Origin of the sequence: Pseudomonas sp. MYb327 (assembly GCF_040438925.1) — a bacterium.
In the GTDB taxonomy this organism is placed as follows: Bacteria; Pseudomonadota; Gammaproteobacteria; order Pseudomonadales; family Pseudomonadaceae; genus Aquipseudomonas.
On record NZ_CP159258.1, the window covers coordinates 3,049,505 to 3,065,649 of the forward strand.

Sequence of the window (16,145 nt, forward strand, 5' to 3'; positions counted from 1 at the left end):
ACTAGCGAAATTGCGCGAGGAACCGCAAGTCGTTGTCGAAGAACAGACGCAAGTCGTTCACGCCGTAACGCAGCATGGCCAGACGTTCAACGCCCATGCCGAAGGCAAAGCCCGAGAACTCTTCCGGGTCGATCCCGGACATGCGCAGCACGTTCGGGTGAACCATGCCGCAGCCCATCACTTCCAGCCAGCCAGTCTGCTTGCAGACGCGGCAGCCTTTACCGCTGCACATCACGCACTCCATGTCGACTTCAGCGGATGGCTCGGTGAACGGGAAGTACGAAGGACGGAAACGCACGGCCAGTTCTTTTTCGAAGAACACGCGCAGGAATTCTTCGATGGTGCCTTTGAGGTCGGCGAAGTTAATGTCGCGATCGACCAGCAGGCCTTCGACCTGGTGGAACATCGGCGAGTGGGTGATATCCGAGTCGCTACGGTACACACGGCCCGGGCAGACGATGCGGATCGGCGGCTGTTTCGATTCCATGGTGCGGACCTGTACCGGCGAGGTGTGGGTGCGCAGCAACATGTTGGCGTTAAAATAGAAGGTGTCATGCATCGACCGGGCCGGGTGATGGCCTGGGATGTTGAGCGCCTCGAAGTTGTGATAGTCGTCTTCGACCTCGGGGCCTTCGGCGATGCCGTAGCCGATGTGGGTGAAGAACTGTTCGATGCGTTCCAGAGTGCGGGTAACCGGATGCAGACCACCGGAGGTCTGACCACGGCCAGGCAGGGTCACGTCAATGGACTCGGCAGCGAGTTTGGCAGCCAGGTCGGCCTCTTCAAACAATGCCTTGCGCGCATTGAGAACGTCTGTGACACGCTCCTTGGCAACGTTGATCAGCGCACCGACTTGCGGACGCTCTTCTGCCGGCAAATTCCCCAGGGTCTTCATCACCTGAGTCAATTCACCCTTCTTGCCAAGGTAGTGAACCCGGATTTGCTCCAGGGCATTGATATCTTCAGCGCTTTGCACAGCCTCTAGGGCTTGAGAGACGAGCGCATCCAGGTTTTCCATGTACAGACTCCAGATACAAAATAGGGGAAGAGCTTGAAGGCTCTTCCCCTATTTATGACGTTTAACACCTGGCCCCACAGAGGTGAAGCCGGGTGACTGTCGGGGGTACTTAAGCCAAGGTGGCTTTAGCTTTCTCGACAATCGCAGCAAACGCCGCTTTTTCGTTCACTGCCAGATCAGCCAGAACCTTACGGTCGATCTCGATGGACGCTTTTTTCAGGCCGGCGATGAAACGGCTGTAGGACAGACCGTTGATACGAGCACCAGCGTTGATACGAGCGATCCACAGAGCGCGGAACTGACGTTTTTTCTGACGACGGTCACGGTAGGCGTATTGGCCTGCCTTGATTACCGCTTGCTTGGCAACACGGAATACGCGCGAGCGAGCGCCGTAGTAGCCTTTAGCAAGTTTCAGAATTTTTTTGTGACGCTTACGGGCAATGACGCCACGCTTTACACGAGCCATGAGTTACTTCCTCTATTCTTGACTAAAATTAACGAAGGCGCAGCATGCGCTCGACTTTTGCCACGTCAGACGGATGCAGCAAGCTGCTACCGCGCAGTTGACGCTTACGCTTGGTCGACATTTTGGTCAGGATGTGGCTCTTGAAAGCGTGCTTGTGCTTGATACCGTTAGCAGTTTTCAGAAACCGCTTAGCAGCACCACTTTTGGTTTTCATTTTTGGCATGTTCGGATACTCCGCATTCAGTTGATAAACATAATCAGAAGGCCTGCCGTGCCCTGTTGATTACTTCTTCTTTTTCGGGGCGATGACCATGATCAGCTGGCGTCCTTCCATCTTAGGATGCTGTTCGACCGAACCGTACTCGAGCAAGTCACCTTCAACTCGCTTGAGGAGTTCCATCCCCAGCTCCTGGTGGGCCATCTCACGGCCGCGGAATCGCAAGGATACCTTGGCCCTGTCCCCGTCACTCAGGAAACGTACCAGGTTGCGCAGTTTTACCTGGTAATCCCCTTCCTCCGTCCCTGGACGAAACTTGATTTCTTTAACCTGGATTTGCTTCTGGTTTTTCTTGGCCGCAGCAACCTGCTTCTTCTTTTCGAAGATCGATTTGCCGTAGTCCATCAGTTTGCAAACAGGGGGTACTGCATCGGCGGAAATCTCCACCAGATCCAGCTTGGCCTCTTCAGCCTTAAGAAGCGCGTCTTCAATTGACACAATCCCAAGCTGTTCACCTTCAGCACCAATTAACCGAACCTCGCGTGCCGAGATATTCTCGTTGATCGGGGCTTTCGGTGCAGCTCGTTTATCTTGTCTCATTTCACGCTTAATAATAATTACTCCGAATCTGGGCGACCACGCCGGGAAACCGCTTGCGCGAGAAACTCAGCGAACTGGGCGACGGGCATCGAGCCCAGGTCAGCACCTTCACGAGTACGCACAGCGACAGTCTGCATCTCGACTTCCCGATCTCCGATAACCAAGAGATAAGGAACCTTGAGCAAAGTATGCTCCCGGATTTTAAAGCCGATCTTTTCATTTCTCAAGTCAGACTTGGCACGAAATCCGCTTTCGTTGAGAGTTTTTTCAACCTCAGCCGCAAAATCTGCCTGTTTATCAGTGATATTCATCACCACTGCCTGGGTCGGAGCCAGCCACGCCGGGAATGCACCCTCGTAGTGCTCGATCAGAATCCCGACGAAACGCTCGAAGGATCCAAGGATCGCCCGGTGCAACATCACCGGGTGCTTGCGACTGTTGTCTTCGGAGACGTATTCGGCTCCCAAACGGACAGGCAGGTTAAAATCGAGCTGCAGAGTACCACACTGCCAGACTCGTCCGAGGCAATCTTTCAGCGAGAACTCGATCTTCGGCCCGTAGAAAGCACCTTCGCCCGGCTGCAAATCGTACGGCAGGCCAGCGCTATCAAGGGCTGCAGCCAATGCGGCTTCAGCGCGATCCCACAACTCGTCGGAACCGACGCGTTTTTCCGGACGAGTGGACAGCTTCATTTCGACATCTTTGAAGCCGAAGTCGGCGTAGACGTCCATGGTCAGCTTGATGAACGCAGCGGATTCGGCCTGCATCTGCTCTTCAGTACAGAAGATGTGAGCATCATCCTGAGTGAATGCACGCACGCGCATGATGCCGTGCAAGGCACCCGATGGCTCGTTACGGTGGCAAGCACCGAATTCGGCCAGACGCATTGGCAATTCGCGGTAGCTTTTCAGGCCCTGGTTGAACACCTGCACGTGGCAAGGGCAATTCATTGGCTTGATGGCGTAATCGCGGTTTTCCGACTGAGTGGTAAACATGTTGTCGGCGTAGTTGGCCCAGTGCCCGGATTTCTCCCACAGGCTTCGGTCGACGACCTGAGGTGTCTTGATCTCCACGTAGCCATGGTCGCGTTGTACTTTGCGCATGTATTGCTCAAGCACCTGGTACAGGGTCCAGCCGTTCGGGTGCCAGAACACCATGCCCGGCGACTCTTCCTGGGTGTGGAACAGGCCCAGACGCTTGCCGATTTTGCGGTGATCACGCTTTTCAGCTTCTTCGATACGCTGAATATAAGCCGCCAATTGCTTCTTATCGGCCCATGCAGTGCCGTAAACGCGCTGCAATTGCTCGTTCTTGGCATCGCCACGCCAGTAGGCGCCGGACAACTTGGTCAGCTTGAAGGATTTCAGGAAGCGAGTGTTCGGCACGTGCGGACCGCGGCACATGTCTACGTATTCTTCGTGATAGTACAGGCCCATGGCCTGTTCGTTCGGCATATCCTCGACCAGGCGCAGCTTGTAGTCTTCGCCACGAGCCTTGAACACTTCGATCACTTCGGCGCGCGGAGTGACTTTCTTGATCACGTCGTAATCTTTCTCGATCAGCTGTTGCATGCGCTGTTCGATGGCCGCCAGGTCGTCCGGAGTGAAAGGACGCTCGAAGGCGATATCGTAATAGAAACCTTCGTCGATGACCGGACCGATGACCATTTTGGCCGATGGGTACAACTGCTTGACCGCATGGCCGACCAGGTGGGCGCAAGAGTGGCGAATGATCTCCAGCCCCTCTTCATCCTTTGGCGTAATGATTTGCAGCGTAGCGTCGCTGTCGATGATATCACCGGCGTCAGCCAGCTTGCCATTGACCTTGCCGGCTACAGTTGCCTTGGCCAGGCCGGCACCAATGGATGCGGCGACCTCGGCAATGGAAACCGGGTGATCGAATGAACGTTGACTGCCGTCGGGAAGAGTAATAGTTGGCATGGCGCCTCCTCTCCTAGTGGTGACCCCTACCAAAGGTCACGTGGGTTGGGATGAGCCAGTACAAGATCCGATCCAGGCCATTCAATGACGAACGCCTGCCTTACAGCGGCAGGAGCCTTGCGGCCAACCGGAAAACCGAACCAGAGTGACTGGGATTCAAATCAGGGTTAATTCGAACAGTTGCCGCGACCGGGACTGAAGGTCGACCGGAGCCTGCAAACGCCCGAGCGAGGCATGCTAGCACAGATGAATGGTCCTGGCGGTGAAGAGGTTTTCTGGCGGGGAAAATCCGCCGTTTTATGCCAGAGTGCTGAACTTGAACCGCGCTTTACCCCTCAGATAACAAGACATTGACCCACAAGGAGCATCCCAGCATGCGTCAGAACCGTTTATTCGCAGTCATCGCCCCAGTCGTTCTACTGCTGCCCCTGGCCGCCCATGCAGAATGGCCCAAGGGCGAACGGGAGAAATACATGGCGCAGTGCGTTCCGGCGGCCGCGGAGAAGATCGGCACGCCAGCCGCGAAATCCCACTGCGCCTGTGGCGCCGACGCTATCAAGTCGTACCCGGCCGGCGATATTTCAGCCTTGATGAACAACACTGCAAGTGACGCATTGAAGAAAGAGGCCCTGGGCAAAATTGCAAAATGCAAGGCCTCCAATAAAGAGGCGAAATGACCCCATTCCAGTGCTTTCGAACCATGATTTGTCGATAAAAAGACGCCCAATCAGGCCCTTTCGTACAATTTATGCAGGTTTTACAGCTTTTTTTATCGTCTTTACTTTCGGCTGAAAGCCTTTTAAAACGGGGCTTTCAGCCATATCGAGCAACAAAGAATGTGCGACTGTAGGGCAAACAGCACCTGCGGGGGGCTCCCAAAGCGAACATTTCGACTATGATACCCGGGTGTGCCCAGTTGGCCTGAGCAGCACAGTACTACTGAAAATATATGTTTCTTGGAGATACACCATGTCTAATCGCCAAACCGGCACCGTTAAATGGTTCAACGATGAAAAAGGCTTCGGCTTCATCACTCCTCAAGGTGGCGGTGACGACCTGTTCGTACACTTCAAAGCTATCGAAAGCGACGGTTTCAAAAGCCTGAAAGAAGGCCAAACCGTTTCCTTCGTGGCTGAGAAAGGCCAAAAGGGTATGCAAGCTGCTCAAGTTCGCCCAGAGTAATTTCCAGGCGCACTAAAAAAACCCCGTCCATGTGACGGGGTTTTTTATGGGTGACACAAAAACCTGAACAATCAGCCGCAGTTGACGCGAGTAACGACTCGATTGGCGTCAGTGTTCAGATTCAGGCGATCGGAGCGATACTCCAGCGTCACCATGTCGTTAGGTTGCAGGAACCGAGCGTTTTGCGCGCCTGCACGCGTACGCGCCTGCTCCAGCAGTTCGGGCGAAGCCTGTTTGCCAACGGTAAATTCGGCCGCTTTGGCCTCACAACGGCTGTGACCTGTGTCAGTCGTCGTTACAGGGTCAGTTGCCGACTCAGTGGTGGCAGTGCTGCAACCGGCCAGCATGGCAACAGCCATCAAAGTACCCAATGACGCGAGCTTCCAAGGCATGAAGCCTCCTTTTTTCGATAGTTAAGCTGAAATCGTGCGACCGCCAATTCGGCGTTTGGTTTCAAGGCGCGACCTGGCAACCTGAACCCCCGGCTGCGGACAAACGGCAAGTTTGCCCGAGAATCGCCTTCCCCCTCACACTTCAATCGTGACTGAATATGAGCCGCACTCAATAGACATCAATGTAGTCGAAAGCCGGCTTTGGCCAGTTATCCTTCAGGGCATTGAAAATCTGCATCACCCAGACTTCGTCACTGGCGGCGACCCGTCCCACATAGCCTGAACCCTTCGCCCACGTCTCCAGACGAAACAGCAAGCCATCGATATCAGTGCCGCCCACGACGCCCGATGAAATATAGGCGATACCACCCTTGGTCACCCGCAGCTGGGTGTGTTCACTGTCACTGGCAGCAGCCAGCAACTGACGAACAGCATCAAGGGTCAAGCCGTCAGGAGTGTTCAGATCGATCTGCACAGCGCAGTCCTTGAAAAGTCATCAAAGACCAAGTGTCGCATAGCCCCCCAAATCATGCCTAAGTCGGAGTGCCAAAAGGCCCGCAAAATGCTTAACTCGGCACTCAGACTTCCCTCGACTGCACGAGCGCCACCATGACCACCATAAGCATCGACGCCACCATCAAAGCCAAATGGTCAGAGGGCCACAGCTCTTATAGTCCCGGCAGCCCGGAAGAGTTGGCCATCATCAGTATCGATTTACTGGTCAAGGAGCTGGGCACAGAAGCTGCCCAGTCCTTCATTGAGCAGATTTTCGAGAAATACCCGATCAATTTTGTCGCCGGGCACTCCGAACGCGCGTAAGGCTTACTTCAAGCGCCCCAGCCGCTCGGTGAGCAGATCGAAGAAGCCCTGGGCATCACCATTCTCAACCCAGAACGCATTCTTCGGTGCCTTGAGGCGGTCATACCAGTCGACAATGGTTTGACCAAAGGTCGGGCCTTCGCGACTGTCGATCACCACACCGACCGAACGCCCGCTGAACAACTCCGGCTTGAGCAGGTAAGCGATGACGGTAGCATCGTGCACCGGACCACCTGAAATGCCGTAGTGCTCCATATCCCCTTTGATGTACTCATTCAGAATGCTGCTCACCAGTTTGCTGGCGTTGTTGTCGAGTGCAGCAATCTGCTTCAGACGAGCGTCACTGGTGAGGATTTTGTGGGTCACGTCCAGCGGAAGGTAGGTCAGTTTCACACCACTGTTGAGTACCACTTCGGCAGCCTGCGGATCAGCGAACAAGTTGAACTCCGCCACCGGCGTGATGTTGCCGCCATTGAAGTGCGCGCCGCCCATCACCACGACTTCCTTGATGCCTTTGACGATGTCCGGCTCCTGAATCAGCGCCAGCGCCAGGTTGGTCTGCGGGCCCAGCATGGCAATGGTGATGCTGTGGGGCTTGGCGGCCTTTAGCGTGTCGATCAGGTAGTCAATCGCGCTGCCCTCGGCCAAACCTTTCTTCGGTTCATGCACGGTGACACCTGAAAGGCCTTCCTCACCATGGATGTCTTCGGCATAAATCGGCGTGCGCGTCAGCGGCCTTGGCGCCCCGGCGTAGACCGGCACTTCTTCGCGCCCTGCCCACTCCCGAACCAGTCGTGCGTTACGCGAGGTTTTGTCCAGACGCACGTTGCCAGCGACAGTGGTCAACGCGCGGATATTGAGTTCTTCCGGCGATGCCATCGCAAACAGCAAGGCAACCACGTCGTCGGCACCGGGGTCGGTGTCAATGATCAAGTCGATCTTTTCCGCCGCCTGGACGCCGGTTACGGTAATCACGGACAAAAGCAGCAGACTCCAGAGCAATTGGTGCAGTTTTTGAGCATAGCGGTACATGGCGCACTCCTTGTGCAGGGTAGAACGGTGAGACAGAAGCGATTCAGAACGTTACTCCGGCGATCAACACGATGTTGCAATACGGCTGGCATTCACCGGTACGGACTATTGCGCGAGCCTGTCGGCTGATGACTTTGAATTGCTCATGACTGAGCAGCTCGCGCTGGCCCAGCGAGCCCTCGGTATTTAACTTATCCAATGCGGCCAACGCCGAAGGTTTTTTCTCCAGAATCTCTTGCGCCAGGACATGGCTTTCAACCTGCATCTCGCTGAGCACGACTTTCAAGGTACTGACGAAATCCGGAATTCCATGGGTCAACGCCAGGTCGATCAATTCAACGCCCGGCGGTACCGGCAGTCCCGCATCGCCGATGACGACCTTGTCCCCATGGCCCAGGGAAGCGATCAGTCGCGACAGCGCGATGTTAAGCAAAGGTGTTTTTTTCATGGTGTTTTAAACGCCTGCACTTCGGACAAAGTTGGAATCGAGGGTTGTGCACCTGCACGGGTAACGGACAACGCCGCGGCGATTTGCCCGAAACGAATGGCCTCAACTTCGCTTTTTCCGCCCGCCAGTGCCGCAGCGAAACCTCCGACAAAGGTATCGCCGGCCGCCGTGGTGTCGACTGCCTTGACGGTCGGCGCCGGGAAATGCGTGAAGCTTTTGCCATCGGCAAAAAGCGATCCTTGAGCGCCGAGGGTGATGATCACCTTGCCGGCGCCCATCTCGATCAAGCGGGTCGCGGCGGTTTCCGCACTTTGTCGAGAATCCACCGGCAAACCGCTCAGCGCCGACGCCTCGCTTTCGTTTGGAATCAGGTAATCGATGTTTGCATACCAATCCGCCGGCAACGGACGACTGGCCGGCGCCGGGTTGAGAATCACGATTTTACCCAGCTCACGACCGCGCTTGAGCGCATGGCCGACCGAGGTATCCGGCACTTCCAGCTGGCAGATGATCACATCGGCGGCCTGCAGGACCGCATCGAAGCAGCCGATCACCGCAGGGGTCAGTGCACCATTGGCACCGGCGACGATCACGATCGCGTTCTGGCTGTCGTCGTCGACCACAATCAATGCCACACCGCTGGAACCGTCCACGATGCTGACGGCCTGGCAATCAATCTGCTCAGCCAACAGGGCACCGCGCAACTCTTCGCCGTAGGCATCGCTGCCAACGCAGCCCACCATCGACACCTGCGCACCCAATCGCGCGGCGGCCACAGCCTGGTTCGCACCCTTGCCGCCAGAGACCGTGGCAAAGGACTCGCCAATCAGCGTTTCGCCACCCCGGGGCAGTCGCGGCGCCCGGGTCACCAGGTCCATGTTCAGGCTGCCTATTACCACTACTTTTGCTGGCATACATCTCTACTCATAAATTCGATTTCAACGATATTCGGCAAACACACCGGCCACCGGCGCGGTCGACTCCCGTATCACGATGCTGGGCGTCACAATTCGTTGTTCGGTGTCCAGCTGCGGCGTGCCGATCCGTCGCAACAGGACTTCCGCCGCCATTTCGCCAAGTTGCAGGATCGATTGGCCCACGGTGGTTAATGCCGGATAGACATAACGGCTCATCTGGATGTCGTCGAAGCCGATCACCGACAGTTGCGTAGGCACGAGAATATGGCGCTCGGCGGCGGCTCGCAGAACGCCGATGCCAATCATGTCGTTGGTCGCGAAAATCGCGCTGGGCGGATTGCTCTCCAGCAACATCGCGGCAGCGCTGTAACCACCGGTGCTGGTGAAATCGCTTTCCAGCATGCGCTCGCGTGGCACTTCGACGCCCGCCTCTTTGAGCGCCCGGCAAAAACCGGCCAGACGCATCTGCGCCACGCTGGTGGTTGCCGGCCCGCTGATCGTGGCGATGTCCCGATGGCCTAATTCCAGCAAGTGCCGGGTCGCCAGGTAGGCGCCGTATTCGTGATCAATGCGCACCAGATCCGCATTGACGCCTTCCAGTCCACGGTCGACGATCACCATCGGCGTACGCACAGCCGCCAGACCTTGCGCCAAGCCGATATCGCCGCCGGCCGAGGCGACAATCAGCCCATCGATGCGTTTTTCCAGTAGCACGCGCAGGTAGCTGCGCTGCTTCTCCGGATTGTCGTCGGAGTTGCACAGGATCACGCAATAGCCATTACGCTCGCAGTAATCCTCGATGCCACGGGCCAATTCGGCAAAGTACGGGTTGAGGCTATTGGGCACCAGCAAACCGATGGTCGCGGTGGTTTTGGCCTTGAGGGACCGGGCCACTGCGCTGGGAACGTAGTCGAGGGTTTTGATCGCTTCCTCGACCTTGATCCGCACTTCCTCGCTGACCGGCCGCGTCTTGTTCACCACGTGGGAAACCGTGGTGTAGGAAATCCCCGCGAGCGCCGCTACATCCTTGATCGTTGCCATGACTCAGGTCCGCCGGCTTGCGCGCTGACTGCGATAAGTGTCGAGTACCACCGCGACCACGATGACCGCGCCGGTGATGATACGTTTGGTCGGCTCGGTCGCACCGATCTGCGCCAGACCAGCCGCCAGTACAGAGATGATCAATACGCCGAAGAACGTGCTGATGACTGATCCGCGACCGCCCATCAGGCTGGTTCCGCCAATCACTACCGCCGCAATCACTTGCAACTCCAGTCCGGAACCGGCATTCGGATCGGCAGCTTCCAGGCGAGAAATCTGAAACAGCGCGGCGATACCGGCCAGCAGCCCCATCAGGCTGAACACCAGGATCTTGTAGGGCTTCGGATTGATCCCCGCGAGGCGCACGGCCTCTTCGTTGGTGCCAATACCGATCAGGTAGCGACCGAACACGGTGCGGGTCAACACTGCCTGGGCAATGAAAATGATCAGCAACGCAATGAGGAACGAAGGCGAAATACCAAAGGCGATCGGGTTGGATAACCAGGCGAAGGCGTCGCCGATATAAGCAGTGCGTGAACCGGTCATCTGATACGCCACGCCACGAGCCATTTCCAGCACGCCGAGAGACACGATGAATGACGGGATCCGCCATGCCACAGTAATCGACCCGGTGATGGTGCCGGCGAGTGCAGCAGCCGCCATACCGAGCAACGCTGCCGGCAGGACACTCCAGCCCCAGCCGAGGATCGCCACGCTGACCGTCGAAGCAGCGAGCGCCAGCACCGAACCCACGGACAAATCGATGCCGCCGATGATCAGCACAAACGTCATGCCGACCGCCAGGACCATCAGGTCCGGAATCTGGTTGGCCAGTGTGCTGAACGTGTCATAGGACAAAAAGTGGCTGCTCAACAGCGAGAACAGAACCACCATCGCCAGCAAGGCACCGGCCAGGCCCAGGTAGGTGCCGAGGCCGTAAAAGTTGCCACTGCGTTTGCCGGCGGAGGATGCGGTTTTCATGGAAGATCCCTAGGCGCTGCTTCGTTGAGCAGCGCATCACGTTTTTGGTAGCCGGCGAAAGCGGCGGCAAGCAAGTCGTCCTGAGTCCAGCTATCGCGCTCGAAGGTGTCGATGAGACGACCCGCCGACAGCACGCCGATGCGGTCGCAGATCAGCATCAATTCGCGCAAGTCACTGGAGACCACCACCAGTGCCTTGCCCTGGCGGGTCAGCTCACCGAGCAGTGCATAGATGTCGAACTTGGCGCCGACGTCGATGCCACGGGTCGGCTCGTCGAACAGCAGCACCGAGCAATCACGCTCCAGCCAACGGCCTATCACGACTTTCTGCTGATTACCGCCGGACAACTCGGAAACCAGTTGCGCCGGACCGGAACTGCGGATACGCATGGCATCGATCTGACGCTGAGCCAAAGAGGCCTCGTCGCCATTGTTGACGAAACCGCCGCTGGAAATGCCGGGCATGTTGCCCAACGCAATGTTGGCGCCGATCGATTCAGTCAGTAGCAGGCCTTCACCCTTGCGGTCTTCGGTGATCAGGGCGATGCCGTGAGCGACCGCGTCCACCGGTGAGCGAATGCTGACCGTCCGCGCGGGCGAACCTAGCGCCACCGTGCCGCTGTCCGCAATGTCCGCCCCAAAGATCAGGCGTAGCAACTCGGTGCGCCCTGCTCCGATCAAACCGGAAATCCCGAAGATCTCGCCAGCGCGCACCTCGAAGGAAACGTCGCGAACCTTGTCGGATCGGGTCAAGCCTTTGACCGTCAAGGCCGGAGCGCCAATATTGCGCGGCCCCATATCGATGTGCTCGCCCAGTTCGCGACCGACCATCAGCGTGACCAGTTGCTCGCTGTTGTAATTGGCCATCGGCTCGACGCACACCAGATTGCCGTCGCGCAGCACGGCAATGCGCTGAGCCACCCGAGCCAACTCTTCGAGGCGATGAGAGATATAGATGATCGATACGCCACGAGCCTGCAGGCGAGTGATTTGCTCGAACAACATTTCGACTTCACGGGCCGTGAGCATCGCAGTGGGTTCGTCGAGGATCAGCACATGGCAATCGCCGATCAGGTTGCGCGCGATCTCAACCATTTGCTGATGACCGATGCCCAGCTCGCCGACCAGGGTGTCAGGGTCGATGGCGTCGAGCCCGACCTGGGCCATCGCTTCGATTGCAGCCTTGCGCAGTTGCTTGCGGCTGATCCAGCCACCGTTGCTGGGCAAGTTGTCGAGAAACAGGTTTTCCGCCACCGAAAGTGTCGGCAACAGATTGAGCTCCTGCATGACCATGCGGATGCCCAGGTCTTCAGCCTGTGTTCGGCTGCCAGGGCGATAATCGCGCCCCTGAAATTGCATCTGGCCGGTGGTCGGCGTGACTAACCCGCCAATGATTTTCGACAACGTGCTTTTGCCTGCGCCGTTCTCGCCGGTCAACGCCAGCACTTCACCGCGCATGAGCGTCAGGTCGATACCGGTCAGGACCGGTTGGGCGTAGGTCTTGCCGATACCACTGACCGAGAGGACCGCGTTCGGGGCAGAAACTGACATAAAAACTCTCCATGCGCTCGCCCGGTCGGGCGAGCGCCATTGTGTCGCCAGATGATTACTTGGTAACCAGCTCTACCGGAGTTTCGATCACGCCGTTGGCGCTGCTGTCGACTTTCTCGCCCTTGATGATTTTCAGCGCAGTCTCTATGCCGAATACGGCTTGCCTGGCAGCAAACTGGTCCGCAGTGGCCAGCACGCGGCCGTCCTTGAGCATCGGCTTGATGGCGTTGATGTTGTCGTAACCGACCACCTGTACTTTGCCGGCCTTGCCCGCAGCACGCACGGCAGACACCACACCGACCGCCATGCTGTCGTTACCGGCGAGCAATGCCTTGATTTGCGGGTATTCGCTCAACATGGCCGAGGCAACCTGGTTGCCCTTGTTGATCTCCCAATCGCCGGACTGAACGGACACCACCTTGATCTGCGCGGCTTCCATCGCATCTTTGAAACCTGCGGTTCGGGCCTGGGCATTGGTGGTGGTGGACACACCTTCGATGATCCCGACTTCGTCGCCGGCCTTCAGCTGCTTGGCGAGGTACTCACCCACCAAACGTGCACCCTTACGGTTATCCGGACCTACGAACGGGACATTGATGTTTTTGCTTTTGACCACTGCCGGGTCCAGCTGGTTATCGATATTGATCACGGTGATCCCGGCATCGATTGCTTTCTTGATCACCGGCACCATGGCTTTGGAATCAGCTGGCGCGATGACCAATGCATCGACCTTGGAGACGATCATTTGCTCGACGATACGGATCTGGTTAGCAGTGTCCGTTTCGTCCTTGATACCGTTTGAGATCAGCTCGAATTCGCCGGAGTGTTCTTTCTGGTAGGCCTTGGCACCATCTTCCATGGTCAGGAAGAATTCATTGGCCAGAGATTTCATGACCAATGCGACTTTAGGTTTTTCCGGACTCTCGGCAAAAGCCGAAGAAACAGGTAGCGCGGCGGCTGCGGCAGCCAACATAGCGACAGCGAGAAGACGTCCAGCGAATGGCAGCTTCATGGGTTCACTCCGGTCTTATGATTATTGTGAGCAACGCTTGCGCTGGCGTATGGTCGCAAACTCCGGTGAGGAAATTAATCCGTCGAAGGAACTGCGCAAACGTTTGCGTAGACCGAACTATGAGAACCCTGCCGACATTTGTCAACGATCAGAACAGCCATGTTGAGGCCGGGTAAAAGCCTGTTTATTTCAAGCAGTCGTATTGACCATCGATCCGCTACCGGAGCCCTTAGCCATTTCCTTGAGCAGGCTGGCGGCGACTTCCATCAAGGCGCCATTGGTTTCGGCAATCTGCCCTTGAATCGCCATGACCGCTGTGGTCTTGGCTTCCGGTGTTGGATAGGACGCGGCCTGAGCTGCCGCCAGTTGTTGCTGTTGCTCGCGCAGTTGCTCTTGCAGTTCTTTCATTCGCTTAAGCAATACCTTCTGCGCAACGCTACCGGAATCGCTGACCTCGGTTTGCGCTTCAGAAGCTTTCCCCAAACCGACCGGCCCTGTCCTGACCTGTTTGGTATCGCTGCCCTGCGTACCCAGCGCTTGAGTCGCGGAATCTGTCGCCTCGCTCAATGCACGGATCGTAGTGGCTGTCTTGCCACCAATGGTGATGCCCGCGGCATTGGGGATACCGATCGTTAACGACATGTGAACTCCTGAGATAAAGATCCTTTAACGGAGCATCGACCTGCGTGCGAGTTTCTTTAACGCTGATTTTCGGCTCAGCGAAGGGAATGCCTAATAAAGCGCTGCTTCACTTTCGGGGAGCCGAACACAAAGGCTGCATTTAGTCGGAAACCCGGACGGTCCACATCGCGGCAACCTACACGCGAAGTTTAAAAATTTAAACAATTCATAAAGTTAAACGCTTTTCTCCACGCAGTGTGTGGCTGGTACAGATCCTGCTCTTCTCCTGCACCCCAAGCGTTCAGATCCGTTTGGGTGCATCTAGATGAACCTGCATCAGCACCGTCTCACTACTAGAAGAGAAAAATAATGACATATGCTTTCAAGACCTTTGTTCCGGGCGCTTTGGCCCTTCTGCTACTGCTGCCGACTGCCCTTCAGGCAAAAGAAGCGGAAAACCGACAGAAACTGGCGAACGTGGTCATCCTCGCCACCGGCGGCACCATCGCCGGAGCAGGCGCCAGCGCCGCCAACAGTGCAACTTATCAAGCGGCGAAAGTCGGCATCGAACAACTGATCGCCGGGGTTCCGGAGCTGAGTCAATTGGCCAATGTTCGCGGCGAACAAGTCATGCAGATCGCCTCCGAAAGCATCACCAACGACAACTTGCTGCAGCTGGGTCGTCGCGTTTCGGAACTGGCGGACAGCAAAGACGTCGACGGCATCGTGATTACCCACGGTACCGACACTTTGGAAGAAACCGCCTACTTCCTGAACCTTGTAGAAAAAACCGAAAAACCGATCATCGTCGTCGGCTCCATGCGTCCGGGCACTGCCATGTCAGCTGATGGCATGCTCAACCTGTACAACGCCGTGGCCGTGGCCAGCAGCAAAGAAGCACGAGGCAAAGGCGTGTTGGTGACCATGAACGACGAAATCCAGTCGGGTCGCGACGTCAGCAAAATGATCAACATCAAGACCGAGGCGTTTAAAAGTGCCTGGGGCCCGCTCGGGATGGTGGTTGAAGGTAAATCCTACTGGTTCCGCCTGCCTGCCAAGCGCCACACCATGGATTCGGAATTCGACATCAAAACCATCAAAAGCCTGCCTGATGTCGAAATCGCCTACTCCTATGGCAACGTCAACGATACCGCCTACAAGGCACTGGCTCAGTCAGGTGCCAAGGCCATCATCCACGCAGGTACCGGCAATGGTTCGGTTTCTTCGCGGGTGGTTCCAGCCTTGCAGGCCTTGCGAAAGGACGGCGTGCAAATCATTCGTTCTTCCCACGTCAACGCCGGCGGTTTCGTACTGCGCAACGCGGAACAACCGGACGATAAATACGACTGGGTCGTCGCGCACGACTTGAATCCGCAGAAAGCGCGCATCCTGGCCATGGTCGCACTGACCAAGACCAATGACAGCAAAGAGCTGCAACGGATGTTCTGGGAATACTGATTCGCCCTCCCCTCGCCCGACCGATTCCGGTCGGGCATCGCACATGTCGATTTACCTCGTTGGCAACACACATCCGACAAAAAAATCGACATAGTCCTACACCAAACTGATAAAGGTGGTGTCAGAGGATTTTCTTGAATTTTAAGCAGTTGCGAAAATGCCTACACTTAAATACTGTATGCACGTACAGCTTAATAAGGATAATTTCGTGGATACCACCTCTGTCTCTCCTGACACCTATGTACGCATGGGCCTGCGCGTTCAGAAAATCATCAACTCCCCCACGGCTCAGAAAGCCAAAGCTGCCCTGATTTTCCGTCTTCCGGACGAACCAGTGGATGAGTGGGAACGTTTGCTCGAAGAAATCGATGAGAACGACAACGTCACCCTGGCCTATCGAGACGACGGTGGCGTGCAGATTTTCTGGGTTGTGCCGAAGGAAGACTGAGTC

20 protein-coding genes are annotated in these 16,145 nt (G+C 56.6%); 5 read left to right on the forward strand and 15 right to left on the reverse strand.

Annotated features, from left to right (window positions below):
• Position 1: 1 nt before the first annotated feature.
• The 5 genes from pheS to thrS all read right to left on the reverse strand — a co-directional run bounded on the left by pheS (position 2) and on the right by thrS (position 4,241).
• Positions 2–1,018, reverse strand: a complete 1,017-nt coding sequence (gene pheS / locus ABVN21_RS13675; RefSeq protein ID WP_090318844.1) for a phenylalanine--tRNA ligase subunit alpha — start codon at positions 1,016–1,018, stop codon at positions 2–4.
• A gap of 109 nt (positions 1,019–1,127) precedes the next feature.
• Positions 1,128–1,484, reverse strand: coding sequence for a 50S ribosomal protein L20 (gene rplT / locus ABVN21_RS13680; protein WP_007905879.1), 357 nt, complete (start codon positions 1,482–1,484; stop codon positions 1,128–1,130).
• 28 nt (positions 1,485–1,512) lie between these two features.
• Positions 1,513–1,707 carry a 50S ribosomal protein L35 gene (rpmI, locus tag ABVN21_RS13685; RefSeq protein WP_002553160.1) on the reverse strand — a complete coding sequence of 65 codons (195 nt, stop codon included), beginning with the start codon at positions 1,705–1,707 and terminating at the stop codon, positions 1,513–1,515.
• 60 nt (positions 1,708–1,767) lie between these two features.
• Complete coding sequence (gene infC / locus ABVN21_RS13690) at positions 1,768–2,319, reverse strand: translation initiation factor IF-3 (RefSeq protein ID WP_172668659.1); 552 nt, start codon at positions 2,317–2,319, stop codon at positions 1,768–1,770.
• Positions 2,319–4,241 (reverse strand): threonine--tRNA ligase, encoded by a 1,923-nt coding sequence (gene thrS / locus ABVN21_RS13695; protein WP_339553292.1) that lies wholly within the window; start codon positions 4,239–4,241, stop codon positions 2,319–2,321. Before thrS ends, infC begins: the two co-directional genes overlap by 1 nt.
• A 374-nt stretch (positions 4,242–4,615) precedes the next feature.
• On the opposite strand from thrS, the gene ABVN21_RS13700 reads away from it, so the two are divergent.
• Positions 4,616–4,918, forward strand: a complete 303-nt coding sequence (locus ABVN21_RS13700) for a hypothetical protein (RefSeq protein ID WP_339553291.1) — start codon at positions 4,616–4,618, stop codon at positions 4,916–4,918.
• Positions 4,919–5,210: 292 nt separating this feature from the next.
• Positions 5,211–5,423 carry a cold-shock protein gene (locus ABVN21_RS13705; RefSeq protein ID WP_003179963.1) on the forward strand — a complete coding sequence of 71 codons (213 nt, stop codon included), beginning with the start codon at positions 5,211–5,213 and terminating at the stop codon, positions 5,421–5,423.
• A 71-nt stretch (positions 5,424–5,494) separates the two neighbouring features.
• Here the strand turns inward: ABVN21_RS13705 and ABVN21_RS13710 are convergent, their stop codons facing one another.
• On the reverse strand, positions 5,495–5,815 hold the full coding sequence (locus ABVN21_RS13710; RefSeq protein ID WP_339553290.1) for an I78 family peptidase inhibitor: 321 nt from the start codon (positions 5,813–5,815) through the stop codon (positions 5,495–5,497).
• Between the two features lie 169 nt (positions 5,816–5,984).
• On the reverse strand, positions 5,985–6,290 hold the full coding sequence (locus tag ABVN21_RS13715; RefSeq protein WP_339553289.1) for a hypothetical protein: 306 nt from the start codon (positions 6,288–6,290) through the stop codon (positions 5,985–5,987).
• A 134-nt stretch (positions 6,291–6,424) separates the two neighbouring features.
• On the opposite strand from ABVN21_RS13715, the gene ABVN21_RS13720 reads away from it, so the two are divergent.
• Complete coding sequence (locus ABVN21_RS13720) at positions 6,425–6,634, forward strand: hypothetical protein (RefSeq protein ID WP_339553288.1); 210 nt, start codon at positions 6,425–6,427, stop codon at positions 6,632–6,634.
• A 3-nt stretch (positions 6,635–6,637) separates the two neighbouring features.
• Here ABVN21_RS13720 and ABVN21_RS13725 read toward each other — a convergent pair whose 3' ends face one another.
• The 8 genes from ABVN21_RS13725 to ABVN21_RS13760 form a co-directional block, all read right to left on the reverse strand.
• Positions 6,638–7,666, reverse strand: a complete 1,029-nt coding sequence (locus ABVN21_RS13725; RefSeq protein WP_339553287.1) for a nucleoside hydrolase — start codon at positions 7,664–7,666, stop codon at positions 6,638–6,640.
• A 43-nt stretch (positions 7,667–7,709) separates the two neighbouring features.
• Positions 7,710–8,114 carry a D-ribose pyranase gene (rbsD, locus tag ABVN21_RS13730; RefSeq protein WP_339553286.1) on the reverse strand — a complete coding sequence of 135 codons (405 nt, stop codon included), beginning with the start codon at positions 8,112–8,114 and terminating at the stop codon, positions 7,710–7,712.
• Positions 8,111–9,028 carry a ribokinase gene (gene rbsK / locus ABVN21_RS13735; RefSeq protein WP_339553285.1) on the reverse strand — a complete coding sequence of 306 codons (918 nt, stop codon included), beginning with the start codon at positions 9,026–9,028 and terminating at the stop codon, positions 8,111–8,113. Before rbsK ends, rbsD begins: the two co-directional genes overlap by 4 nt.
• Positions 9,029–9,052: 24 nt before the next feature.
• Positions 9,053–10,072 carry a LacI family DNA-binding transcriptional regulator gene (locus ABVN21_RS13740; RefSeq protein WP_339553284.1) on the reverse strand — a complete coding sequence of 340 codons (1,020 nt, stop codon included), beginning with the start codon at positions 10,070–10,072 and terminating at the stop codon, positions 9,053–9,055.
• A gap of 3 nt (positions 10,073–10,075) precedes the next feature.
• Complete coding sequence (locus ABVN21_RS13745; protein ID WP_339553283.1) at positions 10,076–11,053, reverse strand: ABC transporter permease; 978 nt, start codon at positions 11,051–11,053, stop codon at positions 10,076–10,078.
• The gene (locus tag ABVN21_RS13750) at positions 11,050–12,603 is read right to left on the reverse strand and encodes a sugar ABC transporter ATP-binding protein (RefSeq protein ID WP_339553282.1); all 1,554 of its coding nucleotides are present in this window, start codon (positions 12,601–12,603) and stop codon (positions 11,050–11,052) included. The genes ABVN21_RS13745 and ABVN21_RS13750 overlap by 4 nt, the downstream gene beginning before the upstream one ends.
• A 55-nt stretch (positions 12,604–12,658) precedes the next feature.
• A complete protein-coding gene (locus ABVN21_RS13755) occupies positions 12,659–13,615 on the reverse strand; it encodes a sugar ABC transporter substrate-binding protein (protein WP_339553281.1) in 957 nt (318 codons plus the stop codon).
• A 189-nt stretch (positions 13,616–13,804) separates the two neighbouring features.
• A complete protein-coding gene (locus ABVN21_RS13760; protein ID WP_339553280.1) occupies positions 13,805–14,257 on the reverse strand; it encodes a hypothetical protein in 453 nt (150 codons plus the stop codon).
• A 348-nt stretch (positions 14,258–14,605) separates the two neighbouring features.
• Here ABVN21_RS13760 and ABVN21_RS13765 point away from each other — a divergent pair, with 348 nt between their 5' ends.
• Together ABVN21_RS13765 and ABVN21_RS13770 are read left to right on the forward strand one after the other, a co-directional pair.
• Positions 14,606–15,694, forward strand: a complete 1,089-nt coding sequence (locus tag ABVN21_RS13765) for an asparaginase (protein ID WP_339553279.1) — start codon at positions 14,606–14,608, stop codon at positions 15,692–15,694.
• A 157-nt stretch (positions 15,695–15,851) separates the two neighbouring features.
• A complete protein-coding gene (locus tag ABVN21_RS13770; protein WP_339553278.1) occupies positions 15,852–16,142 on the forward strand; it encodes a DUF1654 domain-containing protein in 291 nt (96 codons plus the stop codon).
• The last annotated feature ends 3 nt before the right edge of the window (positions 16,143–16,145 follow it).

Coding starts and splice junctions, on each gene's coding strand:
- pheS (WP_090318844.1), bottom strand. CDS start 1,018: ATGGAAAACCTGGATGCGCTCGTCTCTCAAGCCCTAGAGGCTGTGCAA.
- rplT (WP_007905879.1), bottom strand. CDS start 1,484: ATGGCTCGTGTAAAGCGTGGCGTCATTGCCCGTAAGCGTCACAAAAAA.
- rpmI (WP_002553160.1), bottom strand. CDS start 1,707: ATGCCAAAAATGAAAACCAAAAGTGGTGCTGCTAAGCGGTTTCTGAAA.
- thrS (WP_339553292.1), bottom strand. CDS start 4,241: ATGCCAACTATTACTCTTCCCGACGGCAGTCAACGTTCATTCGATCAC.
- ABVN21_RS13700 (WP_339553291.1), top strand. CDS start 4,616: ATGCGTCAGAACCGTTTATTCGCAGTCATCGCCCCAGTCGTTCTACTG.
- ABVN21_RS13705 (WP_003179963.1), top strand. CDS start 5,211: ATGTCTAATCGCCAAACCGGCACCGTTAAATGGTTCAACGATGAAAAA.
- ABVN21_RS13710 (WP_339553290.1), bottom strand. CDS start 5,815: ATGCCTTGGAAGCTCGCGTCATTGGGTACTTTGATGGCTGTTGCCATG.
- ABVN21_RS13720 (WP_339553288.1), top strand. CDS start 6,425: ATGACCACCATAAGCATCGACGCCACCATCAAAGCCAAATGGTCAGAG.
- ABVN21_RS13725 (WP_339553287.1), bottom strand. CDS start 7,666: ATGTACCGCTATGCTCAAAAACTGCACCAATTGCTCTGGAGTCTGCTG.
- rbsD (WP_339553286.1), bottom strand. CDS start 8,114: ATGAAAAAAACACCTTTGCTTAACATCGCGCTGTCGCGACTGATCGCT.
- rbsK (WP_339553285.1), bottom strand. CDS start 9,028: ATGCCAGCAAAAGTAGTGGTAATAGGCAGCCTGAACATGGACCTGGTG.
- ABVN21_RS13740 (WP_339553284.1), bottom strand. CDS start 10,072: ATGGCAACGATCAAGGATGTAGCGGCGCTCGCGGGGATTTCCTACACC.
- ABVN21_RS13745 (WP_339553283.1), bottom strand. CDS start 11,053: ATGAAAACCGCATCCTCCGCCGGCAAACGCAGTGGCAACTTTTACGGC.
- ABVN21_RS13750 (WP_339553282.1), bottom strand. CDS start 12,603: ATGTCAGTTTCTGCCCCGAACGCGGTCCTCTCGGTCAGTGGTATCGGC.
- ABVN21_RS13755 (WP_339553281.1), bottom strand. CDS start 13,615: ATGAAGCTGCCATTCGCTGGACGTCTTCTCGCTGTCGCTATGTTGGCT.
- ABVN21_RS13760 (WP_339553280.1), bottom strand. CDS start 14,257: ATGTCGTTAACGATCGGTATCCCCAATGCCGCGGGCATCACCATTGGT.
- ABVN21_RS13765 (WP_339553279.1), top strand. CDS start 14,606: ATGACATATGCTTTCAAGACCTTTGTTCCGGGCGCTTTGGCCCTTCTG.
- ABVN21_RS13770 (WP_339553278.1), top strand. CDS start 15,852: ATGCCTACACTTAAATACTGTATGCACGTACAGCTTAATAAGGATAAT.